18 protein-coding genes are annotated in these 17,906 nt (G+C 72.2%); 3 read left to right on the forward strand and 15 right to left on the reverse strand.

Going from position 1 to position 17,906, the window contains the following annotated elements:
- Positions 1–523: 523 nt before the first annotated feature.
- Positions 524–1,252, forward strand: coding sequence for a DedA family protein (locus LCD35_RS13575; protein ID WP_224959480.1), 729 nt, complete (start codon positions 524–526; stop codon positions 1,250–1,252).
- A gap of 80 nt (positions 1,253–1,332) precedes the next feature.
- On the opposite strand, the gene LCD35_RS13580 is transcribed toward LCD35_RS13575, so the two are convergent.
- Both LCD35_RS13580 and LCD35_RS13585 read right to left on the reverse strand, forming a co-directional pair.
- The gene (locus LCD35_RS13580; protein ID WP_225044280.1) at positions 1,333–1,518 is read right to left on the reverse strand and encodes a DUF397 domain-containing protein; all 186 of its coding nucleotides are present in this window, start codon (positions 1,516–1,518) and stop codon (positions 1,333–1,335) included.
- Positions 1,518–2,117: a DUF5753 domain-containing protein gene (locus LCD35_RS13585; protein ID WP_225044281.1), complete on the reverse strand. Its 600-nt coding sequence runs from the start codon at positions 2,115–2,117 to the stop codon at positions 1,518–1,520. The genes LCD35_RS13580 and LCD35_RS13585 overlap by 1 nt, the downstream gene beginning before the upstream one ends.
- Before the next feature lie 4 nt (positions 2,118–2,121).
- On the opposite strand from LCD35_RS13585, the gene LCD35_RS13590 reads away from it, so the two are divergent.
- Positions 2,122–2,265: a hypothetical protein gene (locus LCD35_RS13590; protein ID WP_225044282.1), complete on the forward strand. Its 144-nt coding sequence runs from the start codon at positions 2,122–2,124 to the stop codon at positions 2,263–2,265.
- A gap of 125 nt (positions 2,266–2,390) precedes the next feature.
- Here the strand turns inward: LCD35_RS13590 and LCD35_RS13595 are convergent, their stop codons facing one another.
- The 13 genes from LCD35_RS13595 to LCD35_RS13655 form a co-directional block, all read right to left on the reverse strand.
- Complete coding sequence (locus LCD35_RS13595; protein ID WP_224959476.1) at positions 2,391–4,949, reverse strand: ATP-dependent Clp protease ATP-binding subunit; 2,559 nt, start codon at positions 4,947–4,949, stop codon at positions 2,391–2,393.
- A gap of 287 nt (positions 4,950–5,236) precedes the next feature.
- Positions 5,237–6,091 carry an ABC transporter ATP-binding protein gene (locus LCD35_RS13600; RefSeq protein WP_224959474.1) on the reverse strand — a complete coding sequence of 285 codons (855 nt, stop codon included), beginning with the start codon at positions 6,089–6,091 and terminating at the stop codon, positions 5,237–5,239.
- Entirely contained in the window at positions 6,088–7,179 is a 1,092-nt protein-coding gene (locus LCD35_RS13605; protein WP_224959471.1) for an iron chelate uptake ABC transporter family permease subunit, read from the reverse strand. Before LCD35_RS13605 ends, LCD35_RS13600 begins: the two co-directional genes overlap by 4 nt.
- On the reverse strand, positions 7,176–8,252 hold the full coding sequence (locus LCD35_RS13610) for a FecCD family ABC transporter permease (protein WP_374108076.1): 1,077 nt from the start codon (positions 8,250–8,252) through the stop codon (positions 7,176–7,178). Before LCD35_RS13610 ends, LCD35_RS13605 begins: the two co-directional genes overlap by 4 nt.
- 134 nt (positions 8,253–8,386) lie before the next feature.
- On the reverse strand, positions 8,387–8,914 hold the full coding sequence (locus tag LCD35_RS13615) for a hypothetical protein (protein ID WP_224967452.1): 528 nt from the start codon (positions 8,912–8,914) through the stop codon (positions 8,387–8,389).
- A gap of 248 nt (positions 8,915–9,162) precedes the next feature.
- The gene (locus LCD35_RS13620; RefSeq protein ID WP_184483511.1) at positions 9,163–9,516 is read right to left on the reverse strand and encodes an Lsr2 family protein; all 354 of its coding nucleotides are present in this window, start codon (positions 9,514–9,516) and stop codon (positions 9,163–9,165) included.
- A gap of 713 nt (positions 9,517–10,229) precedes the next feature.
- Positions 10,230–11,021: a type III pantothenate kinase gene (locus LCD35_RS13625; RefSeq protein ID WP_224963149.1), complete on the reverse strand. Its 792-nt coding sequence runs from the start codon at positions 11,019–11,021 to the stop codon at positions 10,230–10,232.
- Between the two features lie 28 nt (positions 11,022–11,049).
- A complete protein-coding gene (gene panD, locus LCD35_RS13630) occupies positions 11,050–11,514 on the reverse strand; it encodes an aspartate 1-decarboxylase (RefSeq protein WP_224963147.1) in 465 nt (154 codons plus the stop codon).
- Between the two features lie 51 nt (positions 11,515–11,565).
- Complete coding sequence (gene panC / locus LCD35_RS13635; protein ID WP_224963151.1) at positions 11,566–12,462, reverse strand: pantoate--beta-alanine ligase; 897 nt, start codon at positions 12,460–12,462, stop codon at positions 11,566–11,568.
- Complete coding sequence (locus LCD35_RS13640; protein ID WP_225044283.1) at positions 12,459–13,370, reverse strand: Rossmann-like and DUF2520 domain-containing protein; 912 nt, start codon at positions 13,368–13,370, stop codon at positions 12,459–12,461. Before LCD35_RS13640 ends, panC begins: the two co-directional genes overlap by 4 nt.
- 129 nt (positions 13,371–13,499) lie before the next feature.
- Positions 13,500–14,975 carry a PrsW family glutamic-type intramembrane protease gene (locus LCD35_RS13645; protein ID WP_225044284.1) on the reverse strand — a complete coding sequence of 492 codons (1,476 nt, stop codon included), beginning with the start codon at positions 14,973–14,975 and terminating at the stop codon, positions 13,500–13,502.
- A 162-nt stretch (positions 14,976–15,137) separates the two neighbouring features.
- Positions 15,138–16,208, reverse strand: a complete 1,071-nt coding sequence (locus LCD35_RS13650) for a DUF6779 domain-containing protein (protein WP_225044285.1) — start codon at positions 16,206–16,208, stop codon at positions 15,138–15,140.
- 147 nt (positions 16,209–16,355) lie between these two features.
- Positions 16,356–16,820 (reverse strand): DUF3180 domain-containing protein, encoded by a 465-nt coding sequence (locus LCD35_RS13655; RefSeq protein ID WP_224959748.1) that lies wholly within the window; start codon positions 16,818–16,820, stop codon positions 16,356–16,358.
- A gap of 132 nt (positions 16,821–16,952) precedes the next feature.
- Here LCD35_RS13655 and LCD35_RS13660 point away from each other — a divergent pair, with 132 nt between their 5' ends.
- Positions 16,953–17,897 (forward strand): MerR family transcriptional regulator, encoded by a 945-nt coding sequence (locus LCD35_RS13660; protein ID WP_225044286.1) that lies wholly within the window; start codon positions 16,953–16,955, stop codon positions 17,895–17,897.
- Positions 17,898–17,906: the final 9 nt, after the last annotated feature.

The following is a 17,906-nucleotide window of genomic DNA, read 5'->3' on the forward strand; positions in this document are numbered from 1 at the left end:
GGGCCGCCCGGCCTGTGGACAACTCGGTGGATCGGGCGGATCACCCACAGCTGATCCACAACCCGGAACAGCCTTGCTGAGCTGCGAGGACACCGCGGCGGCCGGATCGCGCACCCCGGACCGCAGCACACCGGGAACCACGTTTCCACAGGTCAGCGGCACCTCCTTCGCCACGCCGCGATCGAGGGACGGCGATCGTCGGCACCGGCCCGCCCGGCGGTCCTCCCGACGACGGACCTGTCCCCGAGTTGTCCACAGCTCCATCCACAGGAAGTGCAGTTGTCCACAGCAACGCGGCGACCGGTGGAGCGGCCGTGCGAGGGGGATCACAGGGAAGCACTCCCACCGTGCTGGAATCATGGAACAACGGACATACCGCATGATTCGCGCCCAGCGGTTCCGCTCGGCGCGCGGGCGCGGTCGGCGTGAACCGGCGGTTCAGCGACCGGCCCCGCCGCCCAGCACGGGCGCTGCCCACCGAGACCCCTGCCGACCTCCCTCCCCGCCGATGTTCGGAGCCTCGATGCACTCGACCGCACTGGCCGCTGCCGCCGCCGAGCCGACCGGGTTCACCGGTTGGGTCGTCAGCGTGATGGAGACCCTGGGCGGCCCCGGCGCCGGTCTGATCATCGCGCTGGAGAACGTGTTCCCGCCGATCCCCAGCGAGCTGATCCTGCCGCTGGCCGGGTTCGCCGCCAGCCGGGGCGACATGAACATCGTCTCGGCGGTGCTGTGGACGACGATCGGCTCGATCGTCGGCGCCCTCGTCCTGTACTGGCTCGGCGCCTCGCTCGGCCGGGACCGGATGCGGCGGATCGCCGCGCGGCTGCCGCTGGTGAAGGTCGCCGACGTCGACCGCACCGAGGCCTGGTTCGCGAAGCACGGGGTGAAGGCCGTGTTCCTGGGTCGGATGATCCCGCTGTTCCGCAGCTTCATCTCGCTGCCCGCCGGCGTGGAGAAGATGGCGCTGCCGACGTTCGTGCTGTTCACCGGCTTGGGCAGCCTGATCTGGAACACGCTGTTCGTGGTGGCCGGTTACCTGCTCGGCGAGAACTGGTACCTGGTCGAGGAGTACGCGGGGATCGTTTCCAAGGTCGTCGTCGGCGCGGTCGTGGTGGCCCTCATCTACTTCGTCGTCGCCCGCCTCCGCCGCGACCGCCGCGAGCAGGACGCGGCCGACGACATCACCGACGAACTCCCCCGCATCTCCGCCGACGAGATCCCCACCCAGCAGCTCCCCCGCATCCGCTGACCTCGCGAGGGACCCGCCGCCACGTGAACGGCCCGTTCACCCAGCCGCCCTGGGCGGGTCACTCGCCTCGACGGCGCTGCTCAGTCGACGCTCGGCAGCTCGGCGAGGAACCGGCGCCAAGCGGCGTGCCCGACGTCGAGCCGCCCGCCCTCCGGGTCCTTCGAATCCCGCACGAGCACGCCCCGCGCAGTCAACCGCACCTCGACGCACATGTTGCTGGTGCCGGAACTGCGCGAGCTCTTTAACCAACCGGTGTCGTAGTCCATCACTGCACGCCCCTCAACTTCTCGGACAGGAGCACGACCGACTCCTCCGGAGAAGACGCCAGTTCTCGCAAGCGATCCATCGCGCGGAACATCGGTGTCGTGTCCTCTTCATGATCGTAGTAGGTCGCGGGGGCATGACTACCTTTGAAAGCGATCCTCGGCGCTGCCGCACCGAAGTCCAGCGTGATCAGCCCTTCGCCCAGCACGGGGTTGTTCGGCACGCTGCGCGGGACGACCTGAACGGTGACGTCATCCCGCGCACCGAGTCCGAGCAGGTGCTCAAGCTGGCCGCGCAACACCTCCGGGCTGCCGACGACCTGGTCGAGGGCCGTTTCGGTCAGCACCAACGCGATGTCCTTGGGTTCGGGGGCTTCCAACACGCGTCGCTGTTGTTCGAGCCGGAAGTCCAGCCGGCGCTGGACCTCCGCCGCCGAGGACGGCCACCAGATCCCGTCGCACGCGGTGAACACCGCTCGCGCGTAGTCGGCGGATTGCGCGAGGCCGGGCACGATCCCGGTGTCGTAGAAGCCGATCGCGCCGGCGTCGGCCTGCAGGTCGGCGAGCCGCTCGAAGGAGTACGACCCGCCCACCGGGAACATCACGTTGATCTTCCAAGGGCGGAACGAACTCGTCCTCAGCTGCACCCGCCGCGGCTTCGACCTCCTCGCCGAAGCCGTCCGCACCGCCGGCGGCATCCTCGCCACGGCCGACGCCGCACCCCCTGACATCGACGACGAAGACGGGTGAACGGACCGTTCGCCCAACGGGATCGGACGACCCGCCCGCCCGAACCCGCCGCGACCGGTGCCGAGCGCGAAGCGGCCCCCGCACCGGTGTGGTGCGGGGGCCGCGTTCGGATCAGGGATCCGGGGTCACTCCTCGGAGTTGTCCTCCCGCGAGGACTCCTCCGCGGAACCGCCCGAGGACGCCAGGTCCACCGGCGGCGAGTCCGGGACGGTGGACGGCTTCTGCTCACCGCGGAAGGTGAACACCGCCTCGTCGTCCTTGCCCTCGCCGTCCCAGTTGTCGACGTCCACGATGACGATCTGGCCGGCTTCGATCTCGCCGAACAGGATCTTCTCGGACAGCCGGTCCTCGATGTCGCGCTGGATGGTGCGGCGCAGCGGCCGGGCACCCAGCACCGGGTCGAAGCCGCGCTTGGCGAGCAGCTTCTTCGCCTTCGTCGTCAGCTCCAGGGACATGTCCTTGCCCCGCAGCGCCTTCTCCACCCGGCCCGCGAGGAGGTCGACCATCTGGATGATCTCGTTCTCGGTGAGCTGGTGGAAGACGATGACGTCGTCGATCCGGTTGAGGAACTCCGGACGGAAGTGCTTCTTCATCTCCTCGTGGACCTTGGACTTCATCCGCTCGTAGTTCGAGTCGGCGGAGTTGCCCGCGGAGAACCCGAGGCCCACGGCCTTCGAGATGTCCTGGGTCCCGAGGTTCGAGGTGAAGATCAGCACCGTGTTCTTGAAGTCCACCGTGCGGCCCTGGCCGTCGGTCAGGCGGCCGTCCTCCAACACCTGCAGCAGCGTGTTGTAGATCTCCTGGTGGGCCTTCTCGATCTCGTCGAACAGGACCACGGAGAACGGCTTGCGGCGGACCTTCTCGGTGAGCTGGCCGCCCTCCTCGTAGCCGACGTAGCCCGGAGGGGCGCCGAACAGCCGCGAGGCGGTGTAGCGGTCGTGGAACTCACCCATGTCGATCTGCACGAGCGCGTCGTCGTCGCCGAACAGGAACTCGGCCAGCGCCTTCGACAGCTCGGTCTTACCGACACCGGACGGACCGGCGAAGATGAACGAGCCCGAGGGACGCTTCGGGTCCTTCAGCCCGGCGCGGGTGCGGCGGATCGCCTGGGACACGGCCTTGACCGCGTCGTCCTGGCCGATGATCCGCTTGTGCAGCTCGTCCTCCATGCGGAGCAGACGGGTGGTCTCCTCCTCGGTGAGCTTGAAGACGGGGATGCCGGTCCAGTTGGCCAGCACCTCGGCGATCTGCTCGTCGTCGACCTCCGCGACGACGTCCAGGTCACCGGCCTTCCACTGGGTCTCGCGCTCCTCCTTCTGCCCGAGGAGGGTCTTCTCCTCGTCGCGGAGGCGCGCGGCCCGCTCGAAGTCCTGGCCGTCGATGGCCGACTCCTTGTCCCGGCGCACGTCGGCGATCTTCTCGTCGAACTCGCGCAGGTCCGGCGGAGCGGTCATCCGGCGGATGCGCATCCGGGCCCCGGCCTCGTCGATCAGGTCGATCGCCTTGTCCGGCAGGTAGCGGTCGTTGATGTACCGGTCCGCCAGCGTCGAGGCCGCGACCAGCGCGCCGTCGGTGATGGACACCCGGTGGTGCGCCTCGTACCGGTCGCGCAGGCCCTTGAGGATCTCGATGGTGTGTTCCAGCGAGGGCTCGCCGACCTGGATCGGCTGGAAGCGGCGTTCCAGGGCCGGGTCCTTCTCGACGTACTTGCGGTACTCCTCGAGCGTGGTCGCACCGATGGTCTGCAGCTCACCGCGGGCCAGCATCGGCTTGAGGATGCTCGCGGCGTCTATGGCGCCTTCGGCCGCTCCCGCTCCGACGAGGGTGTGGATCTCGTCGATGAACAGGATGATGTCGCCGCGGGTCTTGATCTCCTTGAGCACCTTCTTCAGGCGCTCCTCGAAGTCACCGCGGTAGCGGGAACCGGCGACCAGCGAGCCCAGGTCGAGCGTGTAGAGCTGCTTGTCCTTCAGCGTCTCGGGCACCTCGCCCTTGACGACCTTCTGCGCCAGGCCCTCGACGACGGCGGTCTTGCCGACGCCGGCCTCGCCGATGAGCACCGGGTTGTTCTTGGTGCGCCGCGAGAGCACCTGCATGATGCGCTCGATCTCCTTGTCCCGGCCGATGACCGGGTCGAGCTTCGACTCGCGGGCGCTCTGCGTCAGGTTCCGGCCGAACTGGTCCAGGACCAGCGACGACGACGGGGTGCCCTCGCCGCGGCCACCGGCCTCGGCGGGCTCCTTGCCCTGGTACCCGGACAGCAGCTGCAGCACCTGCTGGCGCACCCGGTTCAGGTCCGCGCCGAGCTTGACGAGCACCTGGGCGGCGACGCCCTCGCCCTCGCGGATCAGCCCGAGCAGGATGTGCTCGGTCCCGATGTAGTTGTGGCCGAGCTGCAACGCCTCCCGCAGCGACAGCTCCAGCACCTTCTTGGCCCGTGGGGTGAACGGGATGTGACCGCTGGGGGCCTGCTGGCCTTGGCCGATGATCTCCTCGACCTGCTGCCGCACGCCTTCCAGGGCGATCCCCAGCGACTCCAGCGCCTTGGCGGCGACACCCTCACCCTCGTGGATCAAGCCCAGGAGGATGTGCTCGGTGCCGATGTAGTTGTGGTTGAGCATCCGGGCCTCTTCTTGGGCCAGGACGACCACCCGCCTCGCGCGGTCGGTGAACCTCTCGAACATTCGCACTCCCTGACTGCTGCGCCGGCGGTGTTGTACCGGGACACGGCTCCTGCTCGCCGATGCCCGCGAAGGGTTCAGCACTCTGGGGTCCACTGTAGTAGCCGCACCCCGGCGGAGTCCGGACCCGCTGGCAGCCCGCCGCACCCGTTCGCCGCCTTGCCTGTCGTCCAACGAGCTGCCGACCTGCGGCATTCCGCTCTGACCCGAGTGGGGGCCGATGTCCGCTGAGCGCGAACAAGACCCGGAGCCGCGGCGCTCGTCCACTCGTTCAGGTGGCCACGGTCGACTCAATCTCGCACGGTGGACGCCGCTCTGCCACCAATCGGTACCACCATCGGCGTACCCGTCACCGGGTCGGGGATGACCCGGGCGTTCAGGCTGAAGACGTCCGCCAGCAATTCCTCGGTGAGCACCTCGTCGGGCGCGCCCTGCGCGACGATCGCACCGTCGCGCATCGCGACCAGCCGGTCCGCGTAGCGGGCCGCCAGGTTCAGGTCGTGCAGCACCATCACCACGGTGCGGCCGCTCTCGTCGTGCAACCGGCCGACCAGGTCCAGCACCTCCACCTGGTGCGCCAGGTCCAGGTACGTCGTCGGCTCGTCCAGCAGCAGCAGGTCGGTGCCCTGGGCCAGCGCCATCGACAGCCAGGCGCGCTGGCGCTGGCCGCCGGAGAGCTCGTCCACCGCGCGCTCGGCGAGGTCGCCGATGCCGGTGAGCTCCAGCGCCTCCGCCACAGCCTGCTCGTCGTCCGAGGACCACTGCCGGTACCAGGCCTGGTGCGGGTGCCTGCCCCGCGCGACCAGGTCCGCCACCGTGAGCCCCTCCGGCGCCTGCGGCGTCTGCGGCAGCAGGCCGAGCACGCGCGCGACCTCCTTGGTGGGCATCTTGTGGATCTGCTTGCCGTCGAGCAGCACCTGCCCGCTCTGCGGCGCCAGCAACCGGGCCAGCGCCCGCAGCACCGTGGACTTGCCGCAACCGTTCGGGCCGATCACGGCGGTGATGGTGCCGTCCGGCACGTCGATGTCGAGGCCGTCCACGACGACCCGATCGCCGTAGGCCAGCCGCAGCCGCTCGCCCTGGAGCCGCTGCCGACGCCCGGCACCGGCCGCTTCCTGGCTGGGTGTGGACACGGGTGAGGTCATGCGCGGTCCTCCCGGTACCGACGGATGAGCAAGTAGATCAGGTACGGCGCGCCCAAGATCGCGGTGACGATGCCCACCGGCATCTCCGCCGCGCCGAACGCCGTCCTGGACAGCAGGTCGGCCGCCACCACCAGGGCGCCGCCGAACACCAGCGAGGACACCAGCGGTGGTCGCGCGGACCGGGACAGCCGCAGCGCGATCTGCGGCGCCGCCAGCGCCACGAACTGCACCGGACCGGCCGCCGCGGTCGCGATCGAGGCCAGCACCACGGCGGCGAGCAGCAGCAGGCCGCGCGAGAGGTCCCTCCGCAGGCCGAGGCCGCGCACCGTGTCGTCGTCGAACTGCAGGGCGCCGAGCGCGTGCGCGCCCAGCAGGGTCAGCGGCAGCAGCACGGCCAGCGCGATCGCCGTCGGCACCACGTGGTCCCAGCCGCGGGCGTTGAGGCTGCCCGTCAGCCACACCATCGCCCGCCCGGCGTCGTTCACGTCGCCCACCGTGAGCAGCCAGTAGATGGCGTTCCCGGCGAGCGCGGTGACGCCCACGCCGACCAGCACGATCCGGTACGAGTCGACCCCGCCGCGGTACGCCAGCCCGTAGATCGCGAGCCCGGCCACCAGCCCGCCGGCGAGCGCGATCATCGGCAGGCCCACGGCCTCGGCGAACCCGCCCAGCGCGCCCGCGGTACCGCCGAACACGATCACCGCGACCGCGGCGGCCCCGGCACCGGAGGTGATGCCGAGCATGTCCGGGCTGGCCAGCGGGTTGCGCGCCACGGCCTGCGTGATCGCGCCGGACAGGCCCAGCGCCGCGCCCACCAGCACCGCGGTCAGCGCCCGCGGCATCCGCAGCCCGAACACCACGTAGTGGTCGGCGTAGTCGCCGCCGCCGAACAGCGTGACCAGCACCTGCCCGGGGCTCAGCTGGTACTCGCCGAGCCCGATGTCCAGCAGCACGCAGGCCAGCAGCACCACCAGCCCGCCGAGCAGCACCAGCAGCGGCCGCGGCCGCAGCACCCCGGAGACCGGCCCCACCCGCAGCGGTCGCCGACCGGCGACCCGTCGTCCGGGGGCGTCGAGAACCTGAGTCACAGCCGCACCAGCTTCCTGCGCCGCACCAACGCGATGAAGAACGGGGCGCCGACCATCGCCAGCATCACCCCGACCTGGACTTCGGCCGGCCGCGCGACAAACCGGCCCGCGATGTCCGCGAGCAGCACCAGCGACGAGCCCATCAGCGCCGCGAAGGGCAGCAGCCAGCGGTGGTCGGCGCCGGTGAAGAACCGCGCGATGTGCGGCACCACCAGGCCCACGAAGCTGATCGGCCCGCACACCGCGGCCGAGGCGCCCACCAGCACCGCGATCGCCAGCACGCCGAGCCGCCGGGTCACCTCGACCCGGTGCCCGAGACCGCGGGCCACGTCGTCGCCCAGCGACAGCGCGTTGAGCCCGGTCGAGTTCGCCAGCCCCAGCACGAGCCCGACGACCAGGAACGGCAGCACCTGCCAGATGACCGCGGGATCGGTGACCGCGATCGACCCGACCTTCCAGAACCGGTAGGTGTCCAGGCTCTGCTGGTCGCTGAGCACCAGCGCCGAGGTCAGCGCCTGCAGCAGCGCGCTGATCGCCATGCCCGCGAGCGCCAGCGTCACCGGGGTGGCGCCGGCCCGGCCCATCGAGCCGATCGCGAACACCGCCAGCGCGCCCAGCAGCGCCCCGCCGAAGCCGAACCAGATGTAGCCGAACAGGCTGCTGATGCCGAACGCGTACACCGCCAGCACCACCGCGAGCGCCGCGCCCTGGGTGATGCCGAGGATGCCGGGGTCGGCGATGGGGTTGCGGGTGTGCCCCTGCATCAGCGCGCCGGCGAGCCCGAGCGCGGCGCCGACGAGCACGCCGACGACGGTGCGCGGCAGCCGCAGCTCCCAGATGATCAGGGCGTTCTCCGAGCCCGCGGGCGCGACCAGCTCGGTCCACACGTCGCCGAGCGGGATGGACTTGGCGCCGACGGCGATGCTCAGCGCGCAGCTGACCACGAGCACGCCGAGCAGCACGCCCAGACCGAGCAGCCTGCGCCTGCGGCGCGCGCCGAGCCGCGCGGCCGGTGCTTCCGGCGCATCGCGCTCGGTGCCGGGCGGGCTCCCGACGGTTCCGCTGCGGCTCAAGGTCCCACTCCCACGTCGTCCGGTTCCGCCACTCGGCCCCAAGTTAGGTTAGGCCGACCTAAGGCTAGCCGACGGGTCCCGGCGGGTGGACCGATTCTCCGGAGCTCGCGGACGTACTCCGCGTCACGCCGCGATCACTCCGCCGAGACCAGGACGACGGGTGCGAGCCCGCCGGAACCTCCGATCGGAAACCGATTTCCCGCGTTCCGCATCGATTCCGGAAGCCGATCTTCGAGGGTTTTCCCTCGCCTGCGCGGATCGACCGAGTCCGCCACCCGGCAATCTTGCGGCGACCACGGGCGCTCGACGGATGAAATCCCGGCGATAGCGCCGAACGGATCAGGCTCGTGAATCCCGTTCACGAACACCGCCGGCTCCGATTTCACCGCGCGGGCGACCGGATACCCCGGACGGCAGGCGGACGTTCGCGGAATCGACGCGGAACGCCCGCACCCGGACGCGGAAGAGAGCGAGAATCGGCGGCCGAACGCGCGGAACATCATCGGCCCGCCCAGCGGCGGCACCGGCGCGCGCAAACAGTCGAGGCCCCGGCCGGAACGTTCGGGCGCGACCAACCGGACCCGCGGCGAACGGGACTCGGCCGCGCATCGGCCGCGGCATTCCGATCCGGGAACGGGCCGCGGCCGGTCGCGGCGGTTCATCAGCATTCCTGGCGCGAACGAACATCGGATCGGTGGCGGGCCCGCCGGGAAGAATCCGGATCCGGCATCCGGTGGAGCGGGCCGAACCCGGATCGGATGCGGCGGATCAGGTGCTGGGGAACCCGATGCCGGGTTCCGCGGCCGAACCGGATCGCGGAACCGCCGCGGAAGCCCGCCGCGGAGCGGCTCCGGCAACGCGCAGGGGGCGCCGGGAATTCCCGGCGCCCCCTGTGCGCGTCCGCACGGCTTCAGTTCGCCTTGTGGTACTGGTCCACGATGTCCGCGGGGATCCGGCCGCGGTCCGAGACCTTCAGGCCGCGCTTGCGGGCCCATTCCCGGATGGCCTGGTTCTGCTCCCGATCCGCGCTGGTGGAGCCGCCCGCGGCGCGACCGGCCGCAGCGGGGCGCGGGCCGGGCTTCTTCCGCCCGCCCGCGCGACGCGCGCTGGAGACGTAGCCGGACAGCGCGTCGCGCAGCTCGCTCGCATTGTCGTTGGAAAGGTCGATCTGGTACGAGACGCCGTCCAACGCGAACTCGACCGTTTCATCGGCCTGGCCGCCGTCGAGATCGTCGACGAGCGTGACCGTAACCTTCTGCGCCATGGTGGCAGTCCTCCCCGGAGTTTCTGCGAATAACGCCGATGACGGCACGACCACCGCCGAGACCTCTCTGCCGAGAGCTTCCCGGGTCCGCAGCTCGACCCGGGCCATACCCGACTGCCCTTGCTGAACCACCCGGCGGAGCCGCGCAATCCGAACGCCCCACCGGACTCTCCGGTCGACCTTGCAGTGAGCCCTTCGGCTTCCGCCGGTTTCGTCGGCCGGAGCGCGGGAGGGCAAGCCGCCCCGGGACCGGCCTGATGGAGTTCGACAGAGTTTGGCCAGCTGACCAAGAATAGCCGTCATCGAAGCCTTCACCGAACATTGTCACGGTCAGGTTAGCGCAGCCTCTCGACAAACGCACTCACCCCGCCGAGGAAAAAACCAGGCGTCTCCCCGGATCGGGTCATTCCGGACCTCCACCGGAAGCGGATCGAGCGGCCGATACCGACTCCGGCGCACTACATCAACGATGTCACCGGGCCATTCCCGCACTCCGCGTCCGCGTCATTCCGCACTCATCGGCAAGCAGAAAGTGCGCACTCACCGGCCGGGACCTCGGCCGCCGCGCACTCCCCGCGCTGGACATCGCGCTGTTCCGGCAAGCCGACAAGAAGTATCGGGTCGCCGGGCAGCACTCGTGAGCCGTTAACGGCCGCGACATCCGGAATCCGCTTTCCCGCCGCGGAGCCCGGCGGCGGGAAAAGGGGGCCGGATCAGCGGAAGTTGCGGTCGTACACCAGCCGCAGGCCCAGCAGCGTCAGGTCCGGCACGTGGTGGGTGATGGTCTGCGATTCGGCGACCACCAGCGGCGCCAGGCCACCCGTGGCCAGCACCGCCGCCGTCCCGCCGTGGGTCGAGCCCAGTTCGGCCACGATCCGCCGCACCAGCCCGTCGACCTGTCCGGCGAAACCGAACAGGATGCCCGACTGCAGGCATTCCACCGTGTTCTTCCCGATCACCGACCGCGGCCGGGTCAGCTCCACCTTGCGCAACTGCGCGGCCCGCGAGGCGAGGGCGTCCAGCGAGATCTCCACCCCCGGCGCGAACGCCCCGCCGAGGAACTCGCCCTTCGCGGAGATCACGTCGACGTTCGTGGACGTGCCGAAGTCGACCACCACGCAGTTCGTCGCGTGCAGGTGGTGCGCGGCGAGGGTGTTGATCACCCGGTCCGCGCCGACCTCCTTCGGGTTGTCGACCAGCAGCGGGACCCCGGTGCGCACGCCCGGTTCCACCACGATCCGCGGCACCCCGTCCCAGTAGCGGCCGAGCATCACGCGCAGCTCGCGCAGCAGCGCCGGGACCGTGGACAGCGCCGAGATGCCGGTGATCCGCTCGGCGTGCTCGCCGAGGAGCCCGCGCACGGTCAGCGCCATCTCGTCGGCCGTCATCCGCGGTTCGGTGCGCATCCGCCAGTCCCGCACCAGGCCACCGCGGGGATCCTCGGAGCCGGTGTCGTACAGGCCGAGGGTGATGTTGGTGTTACCGACGTCCAGCGCGAGCAGCACCGGCGTACCTCCCGGGGTCGGAGCGGGGTCAGGCCTCGGGGGCCGCGAGCAGCGCGTCCAGCTTCGCGGCGTCGTCCGTCTCCGCCGACGCGGCACCGCTGACCAGGCCGGAGTCCGCGGGGGCCGCGGCCGGGTCGGTGCCGCGCTCCAGCACGGCGTTGTCGGCGTCCACGAAGATGACCTTCGGCCGGTAGGAGCGGGCCTCCATCTCGTCCATCACCCCGTAGGCGATGAGGATCACCAGGTCACCGGGCCGCACCAGGTGCGCGGCGGCCCCGTTGATGCCGATCACGCCGGAGCCGCGCTCGCCGGTGATCACGTAGGTCTCCAGCCGGGCGCCGTTGGTGACGTCGACGATCGCGACCTGCTCGCCCTCCAGCAGGTCGGCGGCGTCCATCAGGTCCGCGTCCACCGTCACCGAGCCGACGTAGTGCAGGTCGGCCTGGGTCACCGTGGCGCGGTGGATCTTGGACTTGAGCATGGTGCGGAACATCGAACTACTCCCCTCACCGCCGGAAGGCGGTCGGAAGGATCGGGGGCCCTGCTACTCCACCGGGCCGAGTTGGACGAGCGCGTTGTCGATGAGCCGGGTGCCGCCGACCTGGGCCGCCACCAGCAGCCGGGCTTCGCCGGAGGCGGGCGCCGGGCCCAGCTCGGTGTCCCGCAGCTCCAGGTAGTCGACCGCCACCAGCGGTTCGGAATCCAGCGCGGCGCGCGCCGCCGCCAGCACCGCCTCCGGGCCGGACCGGCCCGCGTGCACCCCGGCGGCCATCGCCGCGGACAGGGCCAGCGCGGCCCGCCGCTGCTCGGCGTCCAGGTAGGCGTTGCGCGACGACAGGGCGAGCCCGTCGGCCTGGCGCACGATCGGCACGCCCTGGATCTTCGCGTCGAGGTTCAGGTCCCGCGCCATCCGGCGCACCAGCACCAGCTGCTGGTAGTCCTTCTCGCCGAACAGCGCCAGGTCCGGGCGCACGATGCCGAGCAGCTTCGCGACGACGGTGAGCATCCCGTCGAAGTGCCCGGGCCTGCTCGCCCCCTCCAGCTGCTCGCCGAGCGGGCCCGCGGTGAGGCCGACCTGCCGGTCCGGGGCGTACATGTCCGCGGGCTCGGGGGCCAGCACCAGCTCGACGCCCTCGGCGCGGCACAGCTCCAGGTCCGCGTCGAAGGTGCGCGGGTAGCGGTCCAGGTCCTCGCCCGCGCCGAACTGCAGCGGGTTCACGAAGATCGACACGACGGTGACCGCGGCGGGCACCTTGCGGGCCGCGCGGATCAGCTCCAGGTGGCCTTCGTGCAGCGCGCCCATCGTCGGCACCAGCGTGATCGGGCGGCCGGTGGAGCGCAGCGCCCGCGTCACCTTCGCCAGCTCCGCGGGGCGGCGGTGCACGGTGAGTTCCCGCGCGGTGTACCCGGGGCCCGCGCCCACCCCGTCGGCCGTGGTCATCGCTGCTCCTCGTCGAGTACCTCGTGCACTTCGGTGGCCGACCGGGCGTCGAGCAGGCCGGCCTGCTCGGCGCGGGCGGCGGTCCGCCTCGCCATCGCCGCGTACCCGGCGACCATCTCCGGCGCCGACTCCCGCAGCGAACCCAGGTGGGCGCGGACCGTGCCCACGTCACCGCGGGACACCGGACCGGTGAGGCCGCGGTCCCCGAAGCGCAGCGCGTTGTCCAGCGAGGCGGACAGCACCGGGGCCATCACCCGGTCCGGGATCTCGATCCCGGCGGCGCGCAGCAGGTCCGCGCACTCGTTGACCAGGGTGATCAGGTGGTTCGCGCCGTGCGAGAGCGCCGCGTGGTAGAGCCGCCGGGCGTGCTCGGGGACGCGGACCGGTTCCGCGCCGAGCTCCAGCGCGAGCACTTCGCCGACGTTCCACGCCGCTTCGTCGTCCGGCGCGGTCACCGCGGCGCAGGCCGTCGCCAGCCGCTCCACGTCCTCGGCCCGGCCGGTGAAGGTCATCGCGGGGTGCAGCGCCAAGGTCAGCACGCCCAGCTCGGCGGCGGGCTCCAGCGGGGCGACGCCGTGGGCGCCGCAGGTGTGCAGCACGATCTGCCCGGAGCGCAGCGAGCCGGTGGCGACCAGGCCGCGCACCAGGCCGGGCAGCACGTCGTCGGGAACCGCGAGCACCACCAGGTCGGCGGCGTCGGCGACCTCGTCGGGCGGGCGCACCGGTACCGCGGGCAGCAGCTCCTCGGCTCGGCGCAGCGAGGCGTCCGACACCGCGGACACCGCCACGACCTCGTGCCCGGCGCGCGCCAGCGCCGCTCCGAGCACGGCACCCACCCGGCCCGCGGACACCACTCCGACCCGGAGCCGGGGTCCCGCGCCTCGACCTGGTGGACGTCCGCCAGACATCGACACGTCGTCCTCCCAACCGTTCCAGTCCCGCAGCGGGTACCGGACAGCAGCGCGAGAGTAGCCCGCCGCCGGGCGTCCGCGACTCGCCGGGTGGCGAGAACCACCCGGTCCGCGCGGACGCGCCGATCAGCTCCGCGGCGGGGTGCCGCCGCGGTCGCCCGAGTGCGGCGGGGCGTTCCTGGGCGGGGTGGGTGGCGGGTTCGGCTGCCTGCGGGGCGCGGCCTGCTGCGGACGCCCAACCGGCTGCTGCCGCGGGGCGGGGCGCCGCTGCTCACCGGCGAGGTCCGGCCGAGGACGGGCTCCGGCGCGATCCGGTTGCGGTGCCGCGGCCGGGTTCCGGACGGGATCCACCGGGCGCTGCGGGCGGGCGCCCGGACGGCGCACGCTCTGCGTCAGCTCGTGGATCTTCACCCGCGCCGTCTGGAACGCGTCCTGCGAACCGACCGCGGACCGGCGCGCCGCCTTCAGCTCCTCGATCAGCTTCTCCCGGCGGGCGCGGCGGACGGCGCTGGTGGTGCGGCCCTCGGCGGCGCGGTGCTGCAGGAACGCCAGCTCGGTCACGGCGATCTGGTAGTCCCGCACGGCCTTCGCCGGTTCCGCGCCCGCGCTCTGCCGGACCTTGCGCTGCCAGCCGCGGCGGCCCGCCAGCGAGGCCAGCATCTCCACCTCGCTGCGCGGGATCAGTCCGGCGCGCTGCAGCACCGGAAGCTGGTCGGCGACGATCCGCTGCTCCCGCTTGCGCTGCCACACCACGAGCCACCCGGTGCCCGCGAAGATCGGGAGCATGATCAGGAAGTACACGTTGAGGAAGCCGGTGCCGCCCAGCAGCGTCGACGCGTTCCACGCCGCGTGCAGCAGCACCGCCACCACGAACCCGCCGGCCGGCCACAGCAGCCGCTTCGTCGTGTCCGTGGTCCGCGAGGCCAGCCCGATGCCGATCCCGACCATCGAGGTGAACAGCGGGTGCGAGAACGGCGCCAGCACCCCGCGCAGGATGAACACGGCGATCACGCCACCCGCCGCGTTGCCCCAGCCGCCCTCGGAGAAGGCCTTGCCGAAGTACAGGATGTTCTCGGTGAACGCGAACCCGGCCGCGGTCAGGCCCGCGTAGACGATGCCGTCGACGAGCCCGTTGAACTCGGAACGCCGCCAGAACCACAGCGACACCACGAACAGCGCCTTCGCGCCCTCCTCCACCAGCGGCGCCATCAGCGCCCGCTCGAAGAACACGTGGTCGCTCGGCCCGAACAGCAGCTCGCCCAGCCCGATCACCGAGTCGTTGAGCAGCAGCGAGCAGCCCGTCGCACCTCCGGCGCCCCACAGGAACGCGCCGAGCATCAGCATCGGCGGCTCCGGTTCCCACCGGTCGATCCACACGATCGCGGCGAAGACCACGCCGACCGGGATCAGCGCCGCCAGCGCGCCCACCAGGGCGGGCAGCACCCCCACCCTGGAGGTCGCGACACCCACCATGACCAGGCCGATGATGCCGAGCAGCAGCAGCCCGGCCACCGGCCAGCCGACCGCGGAATGCTTGCGGGTCTGCAACCTGCGCGCACCGGAGAGGTCGGGCGCAGGACCGGGAAGATCAGGTGTGGACACGTCCGAAACCCTAGAACGCGGCCTCCGGCGCCCGCACCGCCTGGGGGCGGATGAGCACCGCTCGCCCGGCGGACTCCCGCGAGGTGACCGGGCGATTGGACCGGGCGGATCAGGCGGGTGGGCCGTTCACCGGGGCGGCGCGGGTGCCGCCCGGGACGGCGATCAGCCGCGGCGCCTGCGGCGGCGCTTGGACTCGCGGCCCTCGCCGGAGTCGCCGTAGGCGGCGAGCAGGTCGGTGACCGAGGTGCCCTCGGTGTGCGCTCCCGCCGGGACCTCGCTGGTCGGCAGCCGCCGGTCCGCGGCCTCGGCGTCCGGGGCGTCGGAAGCGGCGGGCCCGGGAGCCGGGGCGGGCTGCGCCGGGGTCGGGTCGGTGGGCGGTTGCGGCCCGGGTTCCGCCGCCTGCGGGGCCGGTTCCGGTTCGGGCCGGACCGGGCGCAACCGGTCCGAAGTGGACTCTGGCCAGGCGCCCTGCGCGCCGACGTGCGGCGGTTGCGGGCGGCGCGCCGCGGCGGCCTGCCGGGGCGCGGGCCTGCCGTGCGGCGGCCGGGACTTGCGGGACTTCGACGGCCGCGGCGGAGGCTGCTCCACCAGCGGCTGCGGGACGGGTTCGGCGGGCTGCTCGACCTGGCCCTGGTGCGCGGCGGGCAGCTGCCTGCCGCGCCCGTCGGGGTGCTGGATGACCCGCGGCTGCACGCCGGTGTCGCCGACGACCCGCTGGTGGGTGCCGGTGTCGCCGACGATCCGCGGCTGCTCGCCGGTCGCGGGACGCTCCGGCAGCGAGCGGACGCGGGTGGATTCGGCGCGCAGCGCGACCCGCTCGAACAGGACGTCCCCGCCGAGCATGTGCTCCAGGTTCTCCCGCAGGGCGCGCAGTTCGGCCTTCAGCGCCTGGATCTCCGCGTCCGACTCGGCGGCCGCGGTGCGCCGCGCCTCCGCTTCGGCCGCGGCTTCGAACTCGCGGCGCGCGGCGATCTCCCGCTCCAGTTCGAGCTCGTAGACGCGCTGCCGCTCCGCTTCCCGCTCGGCGGCCGCGGTGGCCTTGCCGCGCAGCTTCGCGACGCCGAACGCACCGAGCAGCGCCGCCCACAGCGCGGCGACCAGACCGAGCTTGAGCACCCGGGAATCGTTGCTCAGCACCAGGATCGCGGTCGCGGCGGCGGCGAGGACGAGGGCACCGACCCACAGCACCGACGGTCGCTGATCAGCGGCTGCGGAACGGGCGGAGTCGGACATGACCACACGGTACCCGGCCTTTATCCGATCGAGACCCGCAGGGAACGCGGCCATCCCCGGTTCGTCGGGGCGGCCCACGCCACGGCCGCCGAACGGAGCAGCGATTCGTTGCCGTGCAAGAGGAATCACCGCGTTCCGCGCCGGTGCTCAGCCCTCGTCGTCGTACGGCTCGTCCGGGTCGTCGGGATTGCGCAGGCAGTGCTCCAGCCACAACCCCGCGGCCACCAGCGCCACCGCGCTGATCAGGCCGATCACCGCCGCGGTGGTGTCCTCCCCCGCCGCCTGCACCGAATCGCGGATCGGCAGCAGGTAGCCGAGCAGCCCGAGCCACACCCCGCCCATGATCGAACCGGCCATGGAGGACGCCTTCGCCAGCGCGACCGCCCGCGCCGCGGGCAGCGCGTCCACCGGCTCGGTGCCGGGCTTGCGCTTGATGCGCGGCCGCAGCGTCACCGCCAGCAGCACGTCGACCACCGCGATCAGCAGCAGCGTCGCGCCCGCCAGCGCGGGCAGCCGCGGCAACCCGCCGTACGCGAAGCTCGCGCCCGCGTAGGCCAGGACCGCCGCGACCAGCGCCGCGGCGACCAGCTGCCGCGCCGGGGTGAACTTCATCCGCTCTTGCTGCCGTGGTGCCACGATCCCAGCATCGCAGAACGCGCGAACCGGGCGGCGGCAGCCGGTGGGCCACCCGGTCCGGAAAAGGGGCTTGAGCCTCCACCGGCTGGAGGGTCGAGGGTCTGGGACGTGGACGACGCGCAGCGCTACACGATCGGAGAGCTCTCCCGGCGGACCGGGCTGAGCGTGAAGACCATCCGCTTCTACTCCGACAGCGGTGTCGTGCCGCCCACCGACCGCACGCACGCGGGCTACCGGCTCTACGACGTGGAGTCGATCGCGAAGCTGGAACTGGTGCGCACCCTGCGCGAACTGGGCGCCGGGCTGGACGAGGTGCGCCGGGTGCTGGCCGCGGAGACCACGGTGCGGCGGCTCGCCGAGGCCCAGCTGGACCTACTGGAGGACCAGCTGCGGCTGCTGCGGACCCGCCGCGCCGTGCTGCGGGCGGTCGTGCGACTGGACGGACCTACCGAAGAGGTGCAGCTCATGCACAAGCTGGCGACGATGTCCGACGCCGAGCGCAACCGGATCATCGACGAGTTCTGGGACTGGACGATCGGCGGTCTCGACGTGGACGCCGAGTTCGCGGCCTGGATGCGCTCGGCGAAACCGGCCTTGCCGGACGACCCGAGCACCGAGCAGGTGGAAGCCTGGATCGAGCTCGCCGAGCTCGTCTCCGACGACGACTTCCGCCGCGCGGTCCGCGCGCTGTGGGAGCAGCAGGCCGCGCAGCGCGCCGCGGGCGAGCAGTCGCCCCCGGTGCAGAAGCAGGAGCACGCCGCCCAGTGGTGGGCGCTGTTCGACGCCATCCGGGAGGCGCAGGAGGCCGGGCACGCTCCCGGCTCCGCCCGCGGCCGGGAGATCGGCGAGCGCGGGGCGGCCCTGTGGGCCGAGCAGCGCGGCGCACCGGACGACGCGGCGGGCCGTGCCGAGCTCGCCGCGGAGTTCGGCAAGCCCTACGACGAGCGGATGTCCCGCTACTGGGAACTGCTCGCGATCATCAACGAGTGGCCGCCGCACCCCACCACGGAGCGCCAGACCCGCTGGCTCGCCGACGCGGTGCGCGCGCTCTGACCCCGTGGA

It is taken from the genome of Saccharopolyspora sp. 6V (assembly GCF_020176785.1).
In the GTDB taxonomy this organism is placed as follows: Bacteria; Actinomycetota; Actinomycetes; order Mycobacteriales; family Pseudonocardiaceae; genus Saccharopolyspora_C; species Saccharopolyspora_C gregorii.